The following is a 17,333-nucleotide window of genomic DNA, read 5'->3' as shown; positions in this document are numbered from 1 at the left end:
GAAATAAATCTAAAATTCTAACATAAAAAAAGGAGACCATAACGGTCTCCTTTTTAAGTAATTTATAACCTAGTGTTAGTTAGTCTAAATTAGGAATACGTAATACTTGTCCTGGATAAATTTTATCAGGGTGTTCTAGCATTGGCTTATTAGCTTCAAAGATTACAGGGTACTTCATAGCATCACCATAAACTTTCTTTGCAATTTTACTTAATGAATCTCCACTTACAACTGTGTGAAATACTGCAACTGGAACTTCTTCTTCTACAGTTATTTCATCAGAAACCTCAGCAATACCTGCTGTGTTACCCACAATTAAAATTGCTTTCTCAGCAGCTTCTTGAGTTTTAGCAGTACCATTAATAGTTGCTCTTTCTCCATCAATAGATACAAATAAATCTTCTATACCTAAATCTAAATCGTTAATATGGTTGATTAAGCGTTGTCCTGCTCTTTGGTCATTAGCTTTTGCTACTTCAGCAGCTTCCATTTTTGCTTCAGCAGCTTCTTCTTCAGTTGTTTTTCCGATTCCAAATACTTTTGCTCCGGCGTTTTTAATAAATGAAAATAATCCCATGTTTGTTTTTTGTTTTAATGTTAATGATTAAGTTATTGTGCCCTAAAGGTACATATTATTAAAACTATTTAAAATAGTTTCTAACTAGAATACAAGAACTATGCCTTAGGTATATTTTTTAGTATTTCTAAAACAAATACCCAATACTTTTGTGCACTTGAAATACTAGCTCGCTCATCTGGAGAGTGCGCGCCTTTAATTGTGGGTCCAAAACTAATCATATCCATTTTAGGGTAATTCTGTCCTAAAATTCCACATTCTAATCCTGCATGGCAAGCTGCTACGTGAGCTTTCTCACCATTCATTTTTTCATAAAGACCGCTTAATACTTCTAAAATAGCACTGTCCATTTTAGGTTCCCATCCAGGATATTCTCCAGAGAAAGAAACTTTAAAACCAGCTAATTCAAATTGCGATTGCAATGTATTTGCTAAATCTTCTTTAGATGACTCAACTGATGAGCGTGTTAAACAAGCGACTCTAATAGCACCATCAGCTACTGTTATTTTTGCAATATTATTAGATGTTTCCACTAAATCTTCAATAGATGGACTCATTCTATAAACACCATTGACAGCACTATAAATTGCTCTAATAAATGCTAACTGAGAATCCTTATCCATTACTTTAGGCTCTGGACGATCTCTCTTTTCTACTAAAATTTCAAGATCTGGCTCTAACTGGTGATATTCGTTAATTATTTCGTCTGCACATTTTTTAAGTTCTGAAGTAAAAGCACTTTCACGACCTTGAGGCAAAACTACAATCGCAACACTTTCTCTTGGAATTGCATTTCTAAGACTTCCTCCTTTTAATGATGCAATGTGCATTTCTCCACGTACTGCGTATAGAAGACGGTTCATCATTTTATTAGCATTCCCTAACCCTTTAATGATATCCATACCACTATGGCCACCTTGAAGACCTTTAACGGTAATTTGATAACCTAAATCTTCATCATCAACCGCTATTTCTTTGTATTCTCTAGTTGCAGTAATATCAATACCTCCTGCACAACCTACACCTATTTCATCGTCCTCTTCTGTATCAAGATTTAAAAGTATAGTACCTTCAAGCAGCCCACCTTTTAGCCCCATTGCACCAGTCATTCCTGTCTCTTCGTCAATTGTAAAAAGCGCTTCAATTGCTGGGTGTTCTATTTTATCACTTTCTAAAATAGCCATTATTGTGGCTACCCCTAACCCATTATCTGCTCCTAGAGTTGTTCCATTAGCCCTAACCCAGTCACCATCTACGTACATTTCAATTCCTTGTAAATCGAAATTAAAATCTGTATCGTTATTTTTTTGATGCACCATATCAAGGTGCGATTGCATGACTATTGTCTGTCTATCTTCAAAACCTTTTGTTGCAGGTTTTTTAATAATTACATTCCCAACACTATCCTTAATAGTCTCTAATTTTAATTTATTCCCAAAATCCATCATAAACGCAATTACACGCTCTTCCTTTTTAGAAGGTCTTGGTACAGCATTTAGGTCTGCAAATTTATTCCATAATTCTTTGGGTTCTAGGCTTCGAATACTCTCGTTCATAAAAGGTAGTGATTTATTGGTTGTTGTTTGTTGTTGTTTTTGTTGCCATTTAATAATTATAATGGCAAGTTTATTCCAAAGGCAAAGTTATCATCATTTGTTATCTTTACAGTACATTTAAAAAAACTATAACATTTTTTTATCTAACGTGAATTTTATCATTATAATATCTACTTGAAGTAACTAAAATGTTTAGAAAAAAATCTACCCTTCTTTTAGCATTATTATTTCCGTTACAAATTGTTTTAATGCAAGTGTTAAAACAATTCCCAGCATTTGTTGAGCGCTACTATAGTCAGGGTTTATATCCTCTCATAAGTAAAATTTCACGTATGCTCTTTGGTTGGGTTCCTTTTTCGGTGGGAGATTTTTTCTACTTAATAATTATAGTTTTAGCAATTAGATGGTGTTATAAAAATTTCAGAAAATTTAAAACCCAGGCTGTTGATTTAATTTTAGAAATTGTTGCTGCAACTTCTATAGTTTATTTTATGTTTCATTTTCTATGGGGATTCAATTATTACAGAGAACCGCTTCACACTACATTAAATATCAATGCAACATATACCACAGAACAACTAGTTTCAATTACTAAAAAACTGATTGCTAAGAGTCATAAAATGCATCGGGAATTAGGTTTTGCAGATAGCACAAAAATAGACCTACCTTATTCTCAAGCCGAAATGTTCAAAAGCACAAAAAATGGCTTTACTAATTTAAAAAAGGAATTCCCTTCATTAGAACTAAGTCCACAAAGTCTTAAAAAAAGTAATTGGAGTCTTGGTTTAACTTATATGGGCTATAGTGGATATCTAAATCCATTTTCTGGAGAAGCACAAGTAAATGCACTTATCAAAACGTACAAATTCCCTGTTGTAAGTAGCCACGAGCAAGCTCATCAATTAGGTTTTGCTAAAGAAAATGAAGCTAATTTTATTGCAACTTTAGCTTCTATCTATAACGATGACCCATACATTCAATATGCAGGTTATATTTTTGCATTGCGTTATTGCGTTAATGAAATTTCAAGAAGAGATTCAGATAAATATCAAGAATTACTCACCACTATTAATCCTGGGATATTAGAGAGTTATCGTGAAATGCGTGAATTCTGGAATAGCTATGATAACCCATTCGAAGAATTCTCAAAAGGGTTTTACAATTTATTCTTAAAAGCTAATAATCAACCTAAAGGGATTAAAACATATAGCTATATGGTTGCTTTAGTAGTTAACCATTTTGAAGACAAACCGCTCTAAGTTTCAGTAATCACCATCTTTCAAGTTCTTTTATTAAGAAATGTTTAACATGTTGATTAACTTTTTGCAGGAAGTGAATATGCTATCTTTAGGCATATTTTATTAAAAACCAACCCTCCAGAAATGACTGGATTCTTTCTATGAAAAAAATTAAACTACTGTTATTCGCTATTTCTATTGCGAGTACCGCCGTTGCTCAGGACTATTTTCCTAAAAATGATGGCGTAAAAGAAACAAACTCACATTATACAGCGTTTACAAATGCAACAATTCATGTAAACCCCACGCAAACCATTAATAATGGAGTATTACTAATTAAAGATGGTAAAATTGTATCAAGTGGGAAAAGTATAAATATTCCTGAAAACACCATCACTATTGATTTAGAAGGAAAGCATATTTACGCTTCCTTTATTGATAGCTATACTAATTTTGGTATTGAAAAACCTAAAAGAGCTCAAGGTGGTCGTCGCTCTCCACAATACAGTGCAACAAGAGAAGGTTTTTACTGGAACGACCATATAATGCCAGAAAAGAATGCCATCGACCATTTTAAGTACGACAAGAAAACCGCTGAAAAAATGCGTAAAGAAGGTTTTGGTGTTGTAAGTACTCATAGTATGGATGGTATTGCAAGAGGTACTGGAATGCTTGTAGCCCTTAACGATAACGACAAAGAGGCAACTCGCGTTATTGATGATGTTAATGGTCAATTCTATTCATTCTCTAAAAGTGTTACAAGTAGGCAATCATACCCAGGATCACTTATGGGATCTATGGCATTATTACGTCAAGTATATATAGATGCAGATTGGTACGATAAAGGAAATGTTCCTACAAAAGATCGGTCATTAGAAGCACTTATTAAAAATAGAGGTGAAATCTCCATTTTTGAGGCTGGTGATAAGACAAATAATTTAAGAGCAGATAAAATTGGAGATCAATTTGGAATCAATTACCTCATCGTAGGTGGTGGAGACGAATATGAAATGTTAGATCAAATTAAAGCTTCTAACGCAAACTATATTATTCCTATTAACTTCCCAGAAGCCTATGATGTAACTGATCCTTATATGGCTAATTACATTTCATTAGAAGATATGCGTGCTTGGAACCAAGCCCCAACTAATCCTAAAATGCTTCAAGACAAGGGAGTTCCTTTTTCTTTGACAACATTTAAACTTGACAAAACATCAGAGTTTACTACAAACCTACGCAAGGCAATTGCTTATGGGCTTTCTGAAACTAAAGCACTAGAGGCGCTTACAACAGCACCGGCTAGATTTCTTAATATTTCAGATAAAGTAGGTAGTCTTGATAAAGGAAAATATGCTAACTTTTTAATTACTTCAGGTCCTGTATTTGATAAAGAAACTGTGCTTTACGAAAATTGGGTTCAAGGTAGTAAACACATTGTAAATAGCAAAGATCAAACAGATATTGATGGTGATTACACTATTAATGCAGGAGGTAAAACGTACGAACTTAATATTTCGGGGAGCGCTTCAAAGCCAAAATCTAAAGTAACTATTGGTGAAACTGAATACAAGTCTAAATTAAATTATGCAGATAACTGGGTTACACTTTCGTTTACTGATGAAGAAACAAAGGAAACGTTCCGTACAACAGGAATCATCCCTAAAGCCGGAGGTTCTTTCTCAGGAAAAATCGTGATGCCTAATGGTGCAGAAAATAACTTTACAGCTGCTAAAAAAGTAGCAACTACTAGTGATGAGAAAGACGAGGATAAAGATAAATCTCCTTCTGTACTTCCCGTAAAGCCCCTTACCTACCCTAATGTAGGTTACGGAAATGTTACGCAACCACAGCAGCAAAATATGTTGTTTAAAAACGCAACCGTTTGGACTAGTGAAGCAGCGGGAGTTTTAGAAAATACCGACGTATTAGTTAAAAACGGAAAAATTTCAAAAATAGGTAAAAACTTAAGTGCAGGTGGTGCTATTGAAATTGACGCTACTGGAAAACACTTAACTGCAGGTGTTATTGATGAGCACTCTCACATTGCAGCATTATCCATAAACGAAGGAGGTCAAAACTCTTCTGCCGAAGTTACAATTGAAGATGTAGTAGACCCAGAAGATGTAAATATCTACCGTAACCTTGCTGGTGGTGTTACTTCTATCCAGATTCTACACGGATCTGCAAACCCTATTGGTGGCCGCTCTGCCATCATTAAACTTAAATGGGGAGAAGATGCAGATGGACTAATTTATGACAACAGTCCTAAGTTCATAAAGTTTGCTTTAGGTGAAAACGTAAAACAATCTAATTGGGAAAGTTACAGCCGTTTCCCTCAAACTAGAATGGGTGTTGAGCAACTATTTGTAAACTACTTTAATCGTGCAAAAGAATATGACGAAGCTAAAAAAAGTGGAAAACCATATAGAAAAGATGCAGAGCTAGAAACGTTAGCCGAAATTTTAAATGGGGAACGTTTTATCAGTTGCCATAGTTATGTGCAAAGCGAAATAAATATGCTAATGAAGGTTGCTGAAAAATTCAACTTTAGAGTAAACACATTCACACACATTCTTGAAGGATATAAAGTTGCAGACAAAATGGTGGAACACGGAGTAGGTGGAAGTACATTTAGCGACTGGTGGGCATACAAGTATGAAGTAAACGATGCTATCCCTTACAATGCTGCAATTATGGCTAGTCAAGGTGTTACAGTTGCAATAAATAGTGATGATGGCGAAATGTCACGTAGATTAAACCAAGAAGCTGGTAAAACTATTAAATACGGAGGGATGACTGAAGAAGAAGCTTGGAAAACAGTCACTATTAATCCAGCTAAACTTTTACATATTGATAACCGTGTAGGTTCAATAAAAGAAGGAAAAGATGCCGATTTAGTTTTATGGTCAGATCACCCAATGTCAGTTTACGCAAAAGCAGAAAAAACAATCATTGAAGGTAAAACTTATTTTGATTTAGCGACAGACAAACAAAAAAGACAGGCCATAAATAATGAGCGTAACGAGTTAATGACAATGATGCTTAATGAGAAAAACGGCGGAGGAAAAACAAAACCTCCAAGACAAAAGGAAAATAAATTATTCCATTGCGATACAGAACGTTAATCAATAAGATAACATTAAAAAACAAACGATATGAAATTATCACATACAATATATAGTTTACTGTTGCTAGTATCATTTACAATGGTTGCACAGCAAACACCTGCTCCGAAACAACAGGGTAAAATCACCATTAAAAATGCCACTGCCCATGTAGGTAATGGTACGGTTATTAATAACGCTACCATTGTAATTAACAACGGAAAAATAGAATCTATTGGACAAATGGACGCTACTGCCGGAATTGTTATTGACGCAACAGGTAAACACGTATATCCTGGTTTTATAGCACCAGCAAAATCATTAGGATTAATTGAAGTTGAAGCCGTAAGAGCGAGTGACGACCAAGACGAAATAGGCGATATGCTTCCTAATATTAGAAGTTTAATCGCCTACAATGCAGAAAGTAAAGTCGTTGAATCTATGCGTCCTAATGGGGTTTTAATTGGACAAATTGCACCACAAGGAGGAACTATTTCAGGAACCTCATCAATTGTTCAGTTTGATGCTTGGAACTGGGAAGATGCGGCTATTAAAGTTGATGATGGTATTCATTTACATTGGCCAAATACTTTTAGAAGAGGTAGATGGTGGGCTGGAGAACCACGTGGTTTTCAACCTAACAAAAAGTACACTGAAAATGTAAGCGATATTACATCATACATTGCAACTGCTAAAGCTTTTGGTTCAGGTAAAAACCTAGCCACTAATGAAGCTATGAAAGCAATGCAAGGTGTTTTTAACGGTTCTAAAAAAGTATATGTTTATGCTGATGGTGAAAAAGAAATTACCGATGCTATCACACAATTAAAAGAATCTGGAATTAAAGAAATAGTATTAGTTGGTGGTTATGAAGCATATAAGGTTACTCCTTTTTTAAAGAGAAACAACATTATGGTTTTAGTACAACACACGCACAACCTACCTAACAAACACGATGACGATTACGACCTACCTTACAAACTTCCAAAACTCCTTGTAGATGCTGGTTTAACTGTTGCATTACAAAACAGTGACGCTTCAAACTTCCAAACTAGAAATTTACCTTTCTATGCTGGGCAACTAGTAGGACAAGGAATGGACAAAGAAGTAGCTTTACAATTGATCACTGGTAACAGTGCCAAAATCCTTGGGATTGACAATATGTATGGAACTTTAGAAGCAGGTAAAAGTGCTACACTTTTTATTAGTGAAGGGGATGCACTTGATATGCGTGGAAACATCCTTTCGAAAGCTTTTATTGACGGTAGAGACGTTTCATTAGAAACACATCAAACCGAATTATGGAAACGATATATGGATAAATACGAAGGAGATAAAAAATAGTCTATCAACTATTTCAGCAACCAAAAAAAAGCCTCTAATTTCAATAATTAGAGGCTTTTTAATATTATAAATTATAGATTATTTAGCGCCTTCTGGCTTTGCAAAAACACTATCGTCTATTATTGTTTCTGTCAATGTAACTTTCTTGAAAACAAGATCGTTACGCTTATCTTTTGGCTCGTTATTCTCTACATTGTACCACGTTAAAGTTTCAGGTAACTGAAGTCCGTTTACATTTTGCCACTCACCATATTTAATATAACTAAACTTATCACTCTTTGTTTTAGATGCTCCTGTTGCAGTATATGCTAACCAAGACATTTGATTTGTCTTAGGATCAGAAAAAAGTATATAATCATCTGTTGAAGAATACCCCACTCCATCGTTAAAACTAATTTTAGTAGCATTGTACATTTTACCTTCTAATTCTTTTTGTGGCATATCTGTATATACAATTCCGTCATCAGATAACACGAAAGGCATAGAATAGAAATAGAACATTAAGTTATTATAAAATGCTGCATTCCCTTTATAACTTCCTTCCTCATTTTCTAATACCCAAATAGTTTCACCATCGCTTCCAATAGTCCAATTATCAGTTTCAATTTTAGATTTTCTATTTTTTAAAGAAACCGTATGAACTTCCTCTCCTCCTTTACCGTCAAATGCAAAACAGATATTATTCATAGTGTTCCATTTCTCTAGTCCACCGTGTGCATTCATTACTGCTAAAACACTTGCAGGATATTCTCTTTTCTCTACCGCTTCAACTTCAGTTTTTGATATTGTTAAGTTTTCTGAAGTAGTTTTTGTGTCATTTTTACAAGAGACAAAGGCAATTGCTAAACCTAATACTAGTAGTTGTTTTTTCATGTTATCTAATTTGATTTGTTTGTAAATATAAAAAGCTCTCGATGTAGTCGAAAGCTTTTTAGATACCTTAAAGTTTTATGAAAATATTATTGCTTCACTATTCTTTTTACTACTTCGTTATTTCCTGCTTTTATCTTCACAAAATAAATACCGTTAGTTAAAGCCGAAATATTTAATGAAATGTCATCTCCATTTTCTAAAACCGAATCAATAAACATTTGTTTTCCTTCTATCGTAAAAAGTTCAATCGATGTAAAAGTAGAATTTGATATATTAGAAATAGTTACAAGTCCTGTAGTTGGGTTAGGATAGATTGTTATATCTAAAAAAGTATTATCTCCTAAGCCCAACTCTTCTTCTACAATAACATCAAAACTCTCACAAATAAAACAGCCAGTAATTAAATCCTGAAATTGAACATAAACTGTTTGCGGATTGCTTGTATTATTAAAAGCTGTTGGGTTTACTATAGGGTTTGTATTGTTAAAACAATCAGCTTCAGTTAGAAAATAAGTAAAATCAAAACCTGCTGGGTTTTGCCCACCTAACATTAAAGATTCGTTTGAAGTCAAATCGAATGTAGCAAAATCATCTGTATCAAAAACAATAAGATTTTCTGGAGTGTTTACCACTTCTGGAGCTAAATTTACAATTAAATTAAATGACGAAATTGTAAAACAACCTGTAGTTAAACTTCCTAAACGTACCCAAATCACAGCTGAAGGACTCGTATAGTTTATTGGAATTGTAATTTCGTTTTCGTCAGCCGTAGCATCGTTTAAAGTTTCAAAATACGTTACTATTACATCTGGTTGCCCGTTTAAAATTTCTGAATCTTTATTAGTCAAGTTAAAAATAGCTAAACCATCTCCATCCATATCACAAACTAGATAATCAGATATAGGATTAATTACGGGAATAGGTTCAAATATCACTTGTGTATCAGTAAATGACGTAGCATTAACATCAGTTATTGCTAAAGTATATTCTCCCGCAACAGTAACTGCTAAAGTTCCAGTTGTAGCTCCATTAATTAAAAGTCCATCTCTAAACCATTGATATTGGATTGCATTGGCACAAGTAGCACTTAATACTATTTCATCACCTTCACACCCCACATAAGTAGGATCTAACATAACATTATCACAAAGTGCCGAATTAGGCACTATAGATACATTTACATCTAAAAAATCTGGAATTGAATTTAAATTTACATCATCATCTAATGGATTTCCATTTAAATTATAATCTTCTTCAGCAGTTACTATTCCGTCACCATCATCATCATTGTCTAAATAATTTTCAATAGCATCATTATCAGTATCTATATACACATATACGCTTGGCAAAATTCCAGCACCAGTACCTGTAGTCTCTATTAATGTACTTACCATATCACCGTCATCATCTGCATCTAAATAATTGGGAATACCATCATTATCAGTGTCGTCATTATTTAAAATTCCGTCACCATTTAAATCTTCTTGAGAGTTTGTTACACCATCATCATCACTATCATCTAACAAACATGTTACTACTTGTAATGTAACATCAGAAGTTTCAAAAAGACCATTTGTATTTTCAACACGAGCATAGAGTGTTTGAGGATTAATAGTATTTAAATATAAATTAGATACAATTGGATTTGTATTATTATTGGCATCTAGAAAAGTTTCAAAAAACGAAACAGTAACATCGTTTTGATTTCCTATTACATCATTTACTATTAAAGACAAATCAAATAAACCAAAACCATCTCCATCATCATCACAAATAGTAAAGTTTACATTATTTGCTATTACTTCATTTCCATCAAAAAAACCAAATCTCCAAGCTTCATTATAAGCCTCCCAAGGAGAATCACTTGTGTTTCTTCCAGGAGCTGCAATACCTTGAGTACCGTCCTCGTTCATAATTCCAAGCAATGCATTACCATTATTCCAGGGAAAACAAACTGGCTTATCTTTTACATAAACATCTATATTATTAGTTGTTTCATACAATACTATTTGTGTTGTTGTAGCAATATCATTACAAGTAAAATGATTAATTTCATAAAAGTTAACTACAAACCTTCTGTTTGGCGCTGTACCATAATAGGCGTAATTTATTTCACTAATTGTTGAAATACTTGGGTCCAAATCGTGATAAACACCGTAAATAGCATTTTTTATTTCAAGATCTATACTTGGAATATCTTCACTAAAAGTCCAAATACAATAAGAGTTTGCCTCACTAGCATTAAAGTTTATAACCCCATTTCCACCTATAATTAGTTGGCTATATAAGTTTCCATAGAACTCAAAATCAAAACCAATTGGAAGCACACCAGAATATCCATCATCTATATTAATATCTGAATTTGTTTGAACATAAGAGTGAGGCGGGGTAAAACCAATTGATTGTACCGTATAATCTTGTGCGTTTAATACACCTGTAAAGAATATTAAAACAAGTAATAATTTTTTCATGAGACTTTTTTTTATCAATATAGCGCTATTAAACTTTATAAAACAATTCGGTTTATATTCATATCATTCTAGACAAACACAACTATCATAAATATATAACAGCTATCTCTTTAAAAAACTACTTGCCACTCTCAAGTTATCCTTTTGAATAGCAACAAAATACATTCCTTTATCTAATGCTGAAATGTTAATACGTTGCATATTGTTATTACCCTCTAAACGTATTATCACTCGCCCCTGAACATCACTAATTATTATTTCGGCAGAAGCCAAATCGTTAGAATTAAGTGTTATAAAATCCTGAGCAGGATTAGGGAATAACTTTAAAGAATCTAATTTAGTGGTCTCAAATCCCAAAATTCCATCACTTGAAATTTCGAAATTGTAACAAGTTCCACAAGGTGCATTAAATGGCTCCATACGCACATAAATATCTTGCGGATTGACTGTGTTTTCGTAAGCTGATGGATTTGGCAATGGGTTGGTTTGCGCATCACAATCTGCCGCACTTAAATAATACGTAAAAACAAAATCAACTGCAAATTGACCACCAAGCATCTCAGTTTCATTTTCAGTTAAGTCAAAAATAGCTTGCCCGTTTGTATCTCCTTCATCAATAAAAATATTTTCTGGTAATGAAGCTGCAACTGCATATTGTACTACTTCAATATCCATTGTAGTAATATCAAAATTATTACTACCCTGTACTCTAATAAATATTTGTTGAGGATTTGAGCTATTCGTATAATTTTCAGGATTCATTATAAATCCACCATTGCCCAAAGCGTCACCACTCGTTAAATGGTAGGAAACAGTTACATTATCTTGTCCATTTATTATTTCAGCCTCTCTACTTGTGAGATCAAACACTTCAATTTCATCACCAGGATTAGTATCATCACATAAAATAATAGGCGACGGAGTATTAGCTACAACTTGTCCGTAACTTATACTTGAGCAAAACAAAAACACTAATAACGCTAACTTTTTCATAACTTAAATTTTCATAAAAATACAAGAAAAAGATGGAGCAGTTATTATAAAAAGATATAGCAGAATCAATGTGCTTAATCAACTGTCGCAAAAAAATATCCTAATACCCTATTTTCAGTTTAAAGAGTACTCGCTAAGTTAGTATCTTTGCGCTATGCACAAGCACATTTCAAGCGTTCAAAATTCGCAAATAAAATACGTAATAAAGTTATCAAGCACTGCAAGAGAGCGCAAAAAAACTGGCCTCTTTATTATTGAAGGGCTTCGAGAAATTACACTGGCACTCACTGGAAACTACGAAATTGAAACGCTTTTTTATTGTTCGGAAATTTTAAACATCGAAGATCGCGAATCACTTTCTGAAAAGTTGAGCGCTACTACTCAATGGATTGAAGTTACCTCTGAAGTTTATGGCAAAATAGCTTATCGGGCAACAACAGAAGGAATAGTTGCTATTGCTAAAACAAAAGAACTTAGTCTAAATGCCTTGAAAATTTCGGCTAAAAACCCATTAATTTTAGTAGCAGAAGCTCCTGAAAAACCTGGGAATATTGGCGCACTTTTACGCACTGCTGATGCAGCTAATGTTGATGCGTTTATTATTGCAAACCCTAAAACCGATGTTTTTAATGCTAACATTATTAGAAGTAGTGTTGGCTGTGTTTTTACAATCCCAATTGCAACAGGAACTACAGAAGAAGTTATTGCATTTTTAAAAGAAAACAACATCGCTTTTTACAGTGCCATTTTACAAGAATCAGTTTCATATCACACCTGCGACTACACGCCACCAAGCGCCATTGTTGTTGGTACAGAAGCAACAGGACTTAGTGATATTTGGCGAAAAGAATCTACAAAAAACATTAGTATCCCAATGCAAGGAGCAATAGATTCAATGAATGTATCAGTTGCAGCAGGTATAGTAATATTTGAAGCTAAAAGGCAACGCGGTTTTTAATGATATCTATTACATTTCAGTAAACTTCTAAAAGCGAAACTCGTACCTTTGTTTTATATGAGACACTACGCTGAAAATCCTCCTAAAAAAGACTCAAAAAGTAAACCCAAAGTTACGATGCTTACGGCTTTTAAAACTATAATTTGGCCTAGGCGAAATCTTGTTTTTATTGGTTTATTACTAATTGTATTAAGCAGACTTGCGAGTTTAGTTTTACCTTGGAAGTCTAAAGAGTTACTTGACCAAATTATTCCAAATAAGGATACCGCTGCCCTTTTCAATCTATTATGGTTAGTAGGCTTTGCGATATTGGTTCAAGCTATAACTTCGTTTTTATTAACTAGAATATTAAGTGTTCAAGCACAGTATTTAATCTCCGAACTACGTGCTCAAGTTCAGAAAAAAGTACTCTCCTTACCTATTAGTTTTTTTGACAACACAAAATCTGGAGCGCTTGTTTCAAGAATAATGAGAGATGTGGAAGGAGTTCGAAATTTAATTGGAACTGGTTTAGTGCAATTAGTTGGCGGTACAATTACCGCAGTAATATCGTTGGTTTTATTGATAAACATCAACCCTTTAATGACCTTATTTGTATTACTTCCAGTCGCGATATTTGGATTTGTTGCGTTGAAAGCATTTAAATACATACGCCCTATTTTTAGAGATCGCGGAAAAATTAGCGCTGAAGTTCAAGGACGTTTAACCGAAACTTTAGCTGGTGTTAGAGTTATTAAAGGATTTAATGCTGAAGCACAAGAAAATAAAATTTTTGAAGAAGGCGTTGATAGATTATTTCAGAATGTAAAAAAGAGCTTGACTGCTACTGCAGCAATGACGAGTTCAAGTACCTTTCTATTAGGTATAGCTTCTTTAGGTATTATGGGAATTGGTGGTTATTTTATGATAGAAGGCGAAATGACTACGGGAGATTTCTTATCATTCACGCTATTATTAGGTTTTATGATTGCCCCTATTGTACAAATGAGTAATATAGGAAGTCAATTGACCGAAGCCCTTGCTGGTTTAGACAGAACCGAAGAGTTAATGAATATGACTACAGAGGAAGAACTCTTAGATCGTACCAACACACTTACAACTATAAAGGGACATTTAGAATTTAATAACGTTTCTTTTTCATATGAAGAAGGAAAGCAAGTTTTACACGATATCAACTTTGAGCTAAAAGCAGGATCCGTAGTTGCACTTGTAGGAAGTTCAGGGTCTGGAAAATCTACAATTGCAGGATTAGCGGCATCATTTTTAAGTCCTAAAAAAGGACAAGTTTTAATTGATGGTCAGGATTTATCGACTATCAAATTAAGTAGTTACCGTCAGTTTTTAGGTGTGGTGTTACAAGACGAATTTTTATTTGAAGGAACAATTAGAGAGAATATATTATTCCCAAGACCAAATGCTTCGGAAACCGAATTACAAAGTGCCGTTAAAGCAGGTTATGTAAACGAATTTACAGATAGGTTTGAAGATGGCTTAGACACCTTGATTGGTGAGCGTGGTGTTAAACTTTCAGGAGGGCAACGTCAACGAATATCTATCGCTAGAGCAATTTTAGCAAACCCAAGAATTATTATTCTTGACGAAGCAACATCTAATTTAGATACTGAAAGTGAAGCATTGATACAAAAATCACTAAACGAATTAGTTAAAGACAGAACTACCATTGTAATTGCACACAGACTAAGTACCATAAAAAAAGCTGATCAAATATTAGTGATTGAAAATGGTAAAATTGCAGAACGTGGAAATCACGACGATTTGATCAAAAAAGAAGGAAGATATTTTGATCTATATACCTATCAAGCGAAAATTTAAACCATAATGTTAAAATTTTCTAAAAATTAATTTGATAAATTATTAGTTATTTTTAAATAGAATTGTAACTTTAATCTATGACAGAAGCAGCAATAGAAGAAGAAAATAAAGCTATCGCAAAAGAGTATAAAAACCTTTTGAAGATAAGCTATCGTATTCTATCAGATGATGATAAAAAATTAATTCGTTCTGCATTCGATGTTGCAGTAGACGCCCACAAAGAACAACGCCGTAAAAGTGGTGAAGCGTACATATTTCACCCAATCGCAGTCGCTAAAATTGTAGCTTCTGAAATTGGCCTTGATGCCACTTCCATTGCTGCAGCGTTACTTCATGATGTTGTTGAAGATACTAGTTATACTCTTGCAGACATTGAGCAAATGTTTGGCGAAACTGTTGCTCGTATTGTTGATGGATTAACAAAAATATCTAACATGCCTTATGAAGGCGATGTATCACTACAAGCTGAAAATTTCAGAAAAATGCTCCTCACACTTAATGAGGACATTAGAGTAATTATTATAAAAATTGCAGACAGACTCCATAATATGCAAACAATGGAATCCATGCCTGCTCACAAACAAGTAAAGATTGCTAGTGAAACCCTATACATCTACGCGCCCATGGCACATAGAATAGGACTCTATAATATTAAAACCGAACTTGAAGACTTAAGCTTAAAATATACAGAACCTGAAATTTACAATGATATTCATAGTAAAATAAAGGAAAGTAAAGAGGAACAAGATGCATATATCAAAGCCTTTTCTAAAACTATTGAAGACTCCCTAAATTCTGAAAAGTTAAACTACGAAATTAAAGGACGACCTAAATCGATTTATTCTATTCGCAGAAAAATGAATGCGCAAAATGTGACTTTTGATGAAGTCTACGATAAATTTGCTGTTCGAATTATTTACAAAAGTGATAAAGAAAATGAGAAATTTCTTGCTTGGAAAATTTACTCAATCGTTACAGATCACTTTAGACCAAACCCAGTTAGATTACGTGACTGGATATCATCACCAAAATCCACAGGATACGAAGCATTACACATTACTGTAATGGGACCTAAAGGCAAATGGGTTGAAGTACAAATACGTAGTGAACGAATGAACGAAATTGCAGAGAAAGGGTTCGCTGCACACTATAAATACAAAAACAAAGATTCTGACGATGGTGGTCTTGATGTTTGGTTAAATAAACTTCAAGAAACACTAGAAAATCAAGATATAAGTGCCATTGATTTTGTAGAAGAATTTAAACTCAATCTTTATGCAAAAGAAATTTTTGTCTTTACTCCTAAAGGGGATTTATATTCATTACCAAAAGGAGCATCAGCTTTAGACTTTGCATTTCATGTGCATACTGAAGTTGGAATGCACACTCGAGGCACAAAAGTTAATGGGAAATTAGTTCCTCTAAGTCACAGACTAAATAGTGGAGATCAAGTTGAAATATTAACTTCTAATAATGCCAAGCCTACAAATAACTGGTTAGATTATGCACAAACTGGAAGAGCTAGATCAAAAATTAAATCTTCTTTAAAAGAAGAACGCAAGGAAATTGCTAATGATGGAAAGGAAATCCTCAAAAGAAAATTAAAATCGCAAAAAATTAATTTTGATGATAAAACCATTCACGAACTTATCGTTTATTTCAAACTTAAAACGAGTTTAGATTTATTCTATCGTGTTGGTTCTGGTATAATTGACAACAAGCAACTGAAAGAGTTTGCTACTTCTAGAAGTAATGCATTTGTTTCTTTTTTCAAAAACAAGATGCGCAAGCCATCGAATCCTGAAGAAGTAAACAAAGATGAAATAACTGAAAAATATGACCAATTAGTTTTCGGGAAAGATGAGCAAAAGCTAGATTATAAAATGGCAATTTGTTGTAATCCTATTCCTGGAGATGATGTTTTTGGATTCTTAACCGTTAACGACGGTATTAAAGTACATAAACAAAATTGTCCTAATGCAGTACAATTGCACGGTAATTACAACTACCGCATTATGCCAGCAAAGTGGGTTGATAGTACTCAACGCGACTTTAAAGCAGAGCTTATAATTACAGGAATCGACACTATAGGGTTAGTAAACGAGGTTACTAGAGAAATTTCGAGTAATCTCAACATCAATATGAGAGGTGTTCACTTCGACAGTAATGACGGTGTATTTACGGGAAAAATAGTGGTTGTTGTTAAAAACAAAAACATTCTTGATAACTTGGTTCAAAACATTAAGAAAATAAACGGAATTGATAAAGTTTCACGCGTCTAATTTGAGTATTTTTGAAGCTTAAATTTGAGTCTTTTTTCTGAAATATCACAGAATAGAAAATTGTTATATTTCAGAAAAATTTAAACTTAAGATGGCGTTTCAAT

At 33.6% G+C, this 17,333-nt stretch carries 11 protein-coding genes; 6 read left to right on the top strand and 5 right to left on the bottom strand.

Annotation, left to right across the window (positions count from 1 at the left end; genetic code table 11):
* Positions 1-79 precede the first annotated feature (79 nt).
* Positions 80-577, bottom strand: coding sequence for a peptidoglycan-binding protein LysM (gene lysM, locus GBH57_RS05440; RefSeq protein WP_151673065.1), 498 nt, complete (start codon positions 575-577; stop codon positions 80-82).
* Between the two features lie 98 nt (positions 578-675).
* Positions 676-2,133 carry an aminoacyl-histidine dipeptidase gene (locus GBH57_RS05435; protein WP_151673064.1) on the bottom strand — a complete coding sequence of 486 codons (1,458 nt, stop codon included), beginning with the start codon at positions 2,131-2,133 and terminating at the stop codon, positions 676-678.
* Between the two features lie 188 nt (positions 2,134-2,321).
* On the opposite strand from GBH57_RS05435, the gene GBH57_RS05430 reads away from it, so the two are divergent.
* The 3 genes from GBH57_RS05430 to GBH57_RS05420 all read left to right on the top strand — a co-directional run bounded on the left by GBH57_RS05430 (position 2,322) and on the right by GBH57_RS05420 (position 7,819).
* Entirely contained in the window at positions 2,322-3,392 is a 1,071-nt protein-coding gene (locus GBH57_RS05430) for a DUF3810 domain-containing protein (RefSeq protein ID WP_151673063.1), read from the top strand.
* Between the two features lie 140 nt (positions 3,393-3,532).
* The gene (locus GBH57_RS05425; RefSeq protein ID WP_151673062.1) at positions 3,533-6,496 is read left to right on the top strand and encodes an amidohydrolase family protein; all 2,964 of its coding nucleotides are present in this window, start codon (positions 3,533-3,535) and stop codon (positions 6,494-6,496) included.
* 30 nt (positions 6,497-6,526) lie between these two features.
* Positions 6,527-7,819 (top strand): amidohydrolase family protein, encoded by a 1,293-nt coding sequence (locus GBH57_RS05420; protein ID WP_151673061.1) that lies wholly within the window; start codon positions 6,527-6,529, stop codon positions 7,817-7,819.
* Between the two features lie 78 nt (positions 7,820-7,897).
* Here the strand turns inward: GBH57_RS05420 and GBH57_RS05415 are convergent, their stop codons facing one another.
* The 3 genes from GBH57_RS05415 to GBH57_RS05405 form a co-directional block, all read right to left on the bottom strand.
* A complete protein-coding gene (locus tag GBH57_RS05415) occupies positions 7,898-8,692 on the bottom strand; it encodes a DUF6503 family protein (RefSeq protein ID WP_151673060.1) in 795 nt (264 codons plus the stop codon).
* Between the two features lie 86 nt (positions 8,693-8,778).
* The gene (locus tag GBH57_RS05410; protein ID WP_151673059.1) at positions 8,779-11,163 is read right to left on the bottom strand and encodes a T9SS type A sorting domain-containing protein; all 2,385 of its coding nucleotides are present in this window, start codon (positions 11,161-11,163) and stop codon (positions 8,779-8,781) included.
* A gap of 102 nt (positions 11,164-11,265) precedes the next feature.
* Entirely contained in the window at positions 11,266-12,156 is an 891-nt protein-coding gene (locus tag GBH57_RS05405; RefSeq protein ID WP_151673058.1) for a T9SS type A sorting domain-containing protein, read from the bottom strand.
* A gap of 154 nt (positions 12,157-12,310) precedes the next feature.
* Here GBH57_RS05405 and GBH57_RS05400 point away from each other — a divergent pair, with 154 nt between their 5' ends.
* The 3 genes from GBH57_RS05400 (at position 12,311) to GBH57_RS05390 (ending at position 17,229) form a co-directional block, all read left to right on the top strand.
* Entirely contained in the window at positions 12,311-13,114 is an 804-nt protein-coding gene (locus tag GBH57_RS05400) for a TrmH family RNA methyltransferase (RefSeq protein WP_151673057.1), read from the top strand.
* Positions 13,115-13,171: 57 nt separating this feature from the next.
* A complete protein-coding gene (locus tag GBH57_RS05395) occupies positions 13,172-14,947 on the top strand; it encodes an ABC transporter ATP-binding protein (RefSeq protein ID WP_151673056.1) in 1,776 nt (591 codons plus the stop codon).
* Between the two features lie 77 nt (positions 14,948-15,024).
* On the top strand, positions 15,025-17,229 hold the full coding sequence (locus GBH57_RS05390) for a RelA/SpoT family protein (RefSeq protein WP_151673055.1): 2,205 nt from the start codon (positions 15,025-15,027) through the stop codon (positions 17,227-17,229).
* The last annotated feature ends 104 nt before the right edge of the window (positions 17,230-17,333 follow it).

Source organism: Patiriisocius marinus (assembly GCF_008974325.1).
In the GTDB taxonomy this organism is placed as follows: Bacteria; Bacteroidota; Bacteroidia; order Flavobacteriales; family Flavobacteriaceae; genus Patiriisocius; species Patiriisocius marinus.
The sequence above is the reverse complement of the archived record's forward strand: the minus strand, read 5'-3'. Positions and strand labels throughout refer to the sequence as shown.

Excerpts from the sequence above, each read along its gene's own strand:
- GBH57_RS05430 (WP_151673063.1), top strand. The coding sequence starts at position 2,322 with ATGTTTAGAAAAAAATCTACCCTTCTTTTAGCATTATTATTTCCGTTA.
- GBH57_RS05435 (WP_151673064.1), bottom strand. The coding sequence starts at position 2,133 with ATGAACGAGAGTATTCGAAGCCTAGAACCCAAAGAATTATGGAATAAA.
- GBH57_RS05395 (WP_151673056.1), top strand. The coding sequence starts at position 13,172 with ATGAGACACTACGCTGAAAATCCTCCTAAAAAAGACTCAAAAAGTAAA.
- GBH57_RS05400 (WP_151673057.1), top strand. The coding sequence starts at position 12,311 with ATGCACAAGCACATTTCAAGCGTTCAAAATTCGCAAATAAAATACGTA.
- GBH57_RS05410 (WP_151673059.1), bottom strand. The coding sequence starts at position 11,163 with ATGAAAAAATTATTACTTGTTTTAATATTCTTTACAGGTGTATTAAAC.
- GBH57_RS05415 (WP_151673060.1), bottom strand. The coding sequence starts at position 8,692 with ATGAAAAAACAACTACTAGTATTAGGTTTAGCAATTGCCTTTGTCTCT.
- GBH57_RS05425 (WP_151673062.1), top strand. The coding sequence starts at position 3,533 with ATGAAAAAAATTAAACTACTGTTATTCGCTATTTCTATTGCGAGTACC.
- GBH57_RS05405 (WP_151673058.1), bottom strand. The coding sequence starts at position 12,156 with ATGAAAAAGTTAGCGTTATTAGTGTTTTTGTTTTGCTCAAGTATAAGT.
- GBH57_RS05390 (WP_151673055.1), top strand. The coding sequence starts at position 15,025 with ATGACAGAAGCAGCAATAGAAGAAGAAAATAAAGCTATCGCAAAAGAG.
- lysM (WP_151673065.1), bottom strand. The coding sequence starts at position 577 with ATGGGATTATTTTCATTTATTAAAAACGCCGGAGCAAAAGTATTTGGA.
- GBH57_RS05420 (WP_151673061.1), top strand. The coding sequence starts at position 6,527 with ATGAAATTATCACATACAATATATAGTTTACTGTTGCTAGTATCATTT.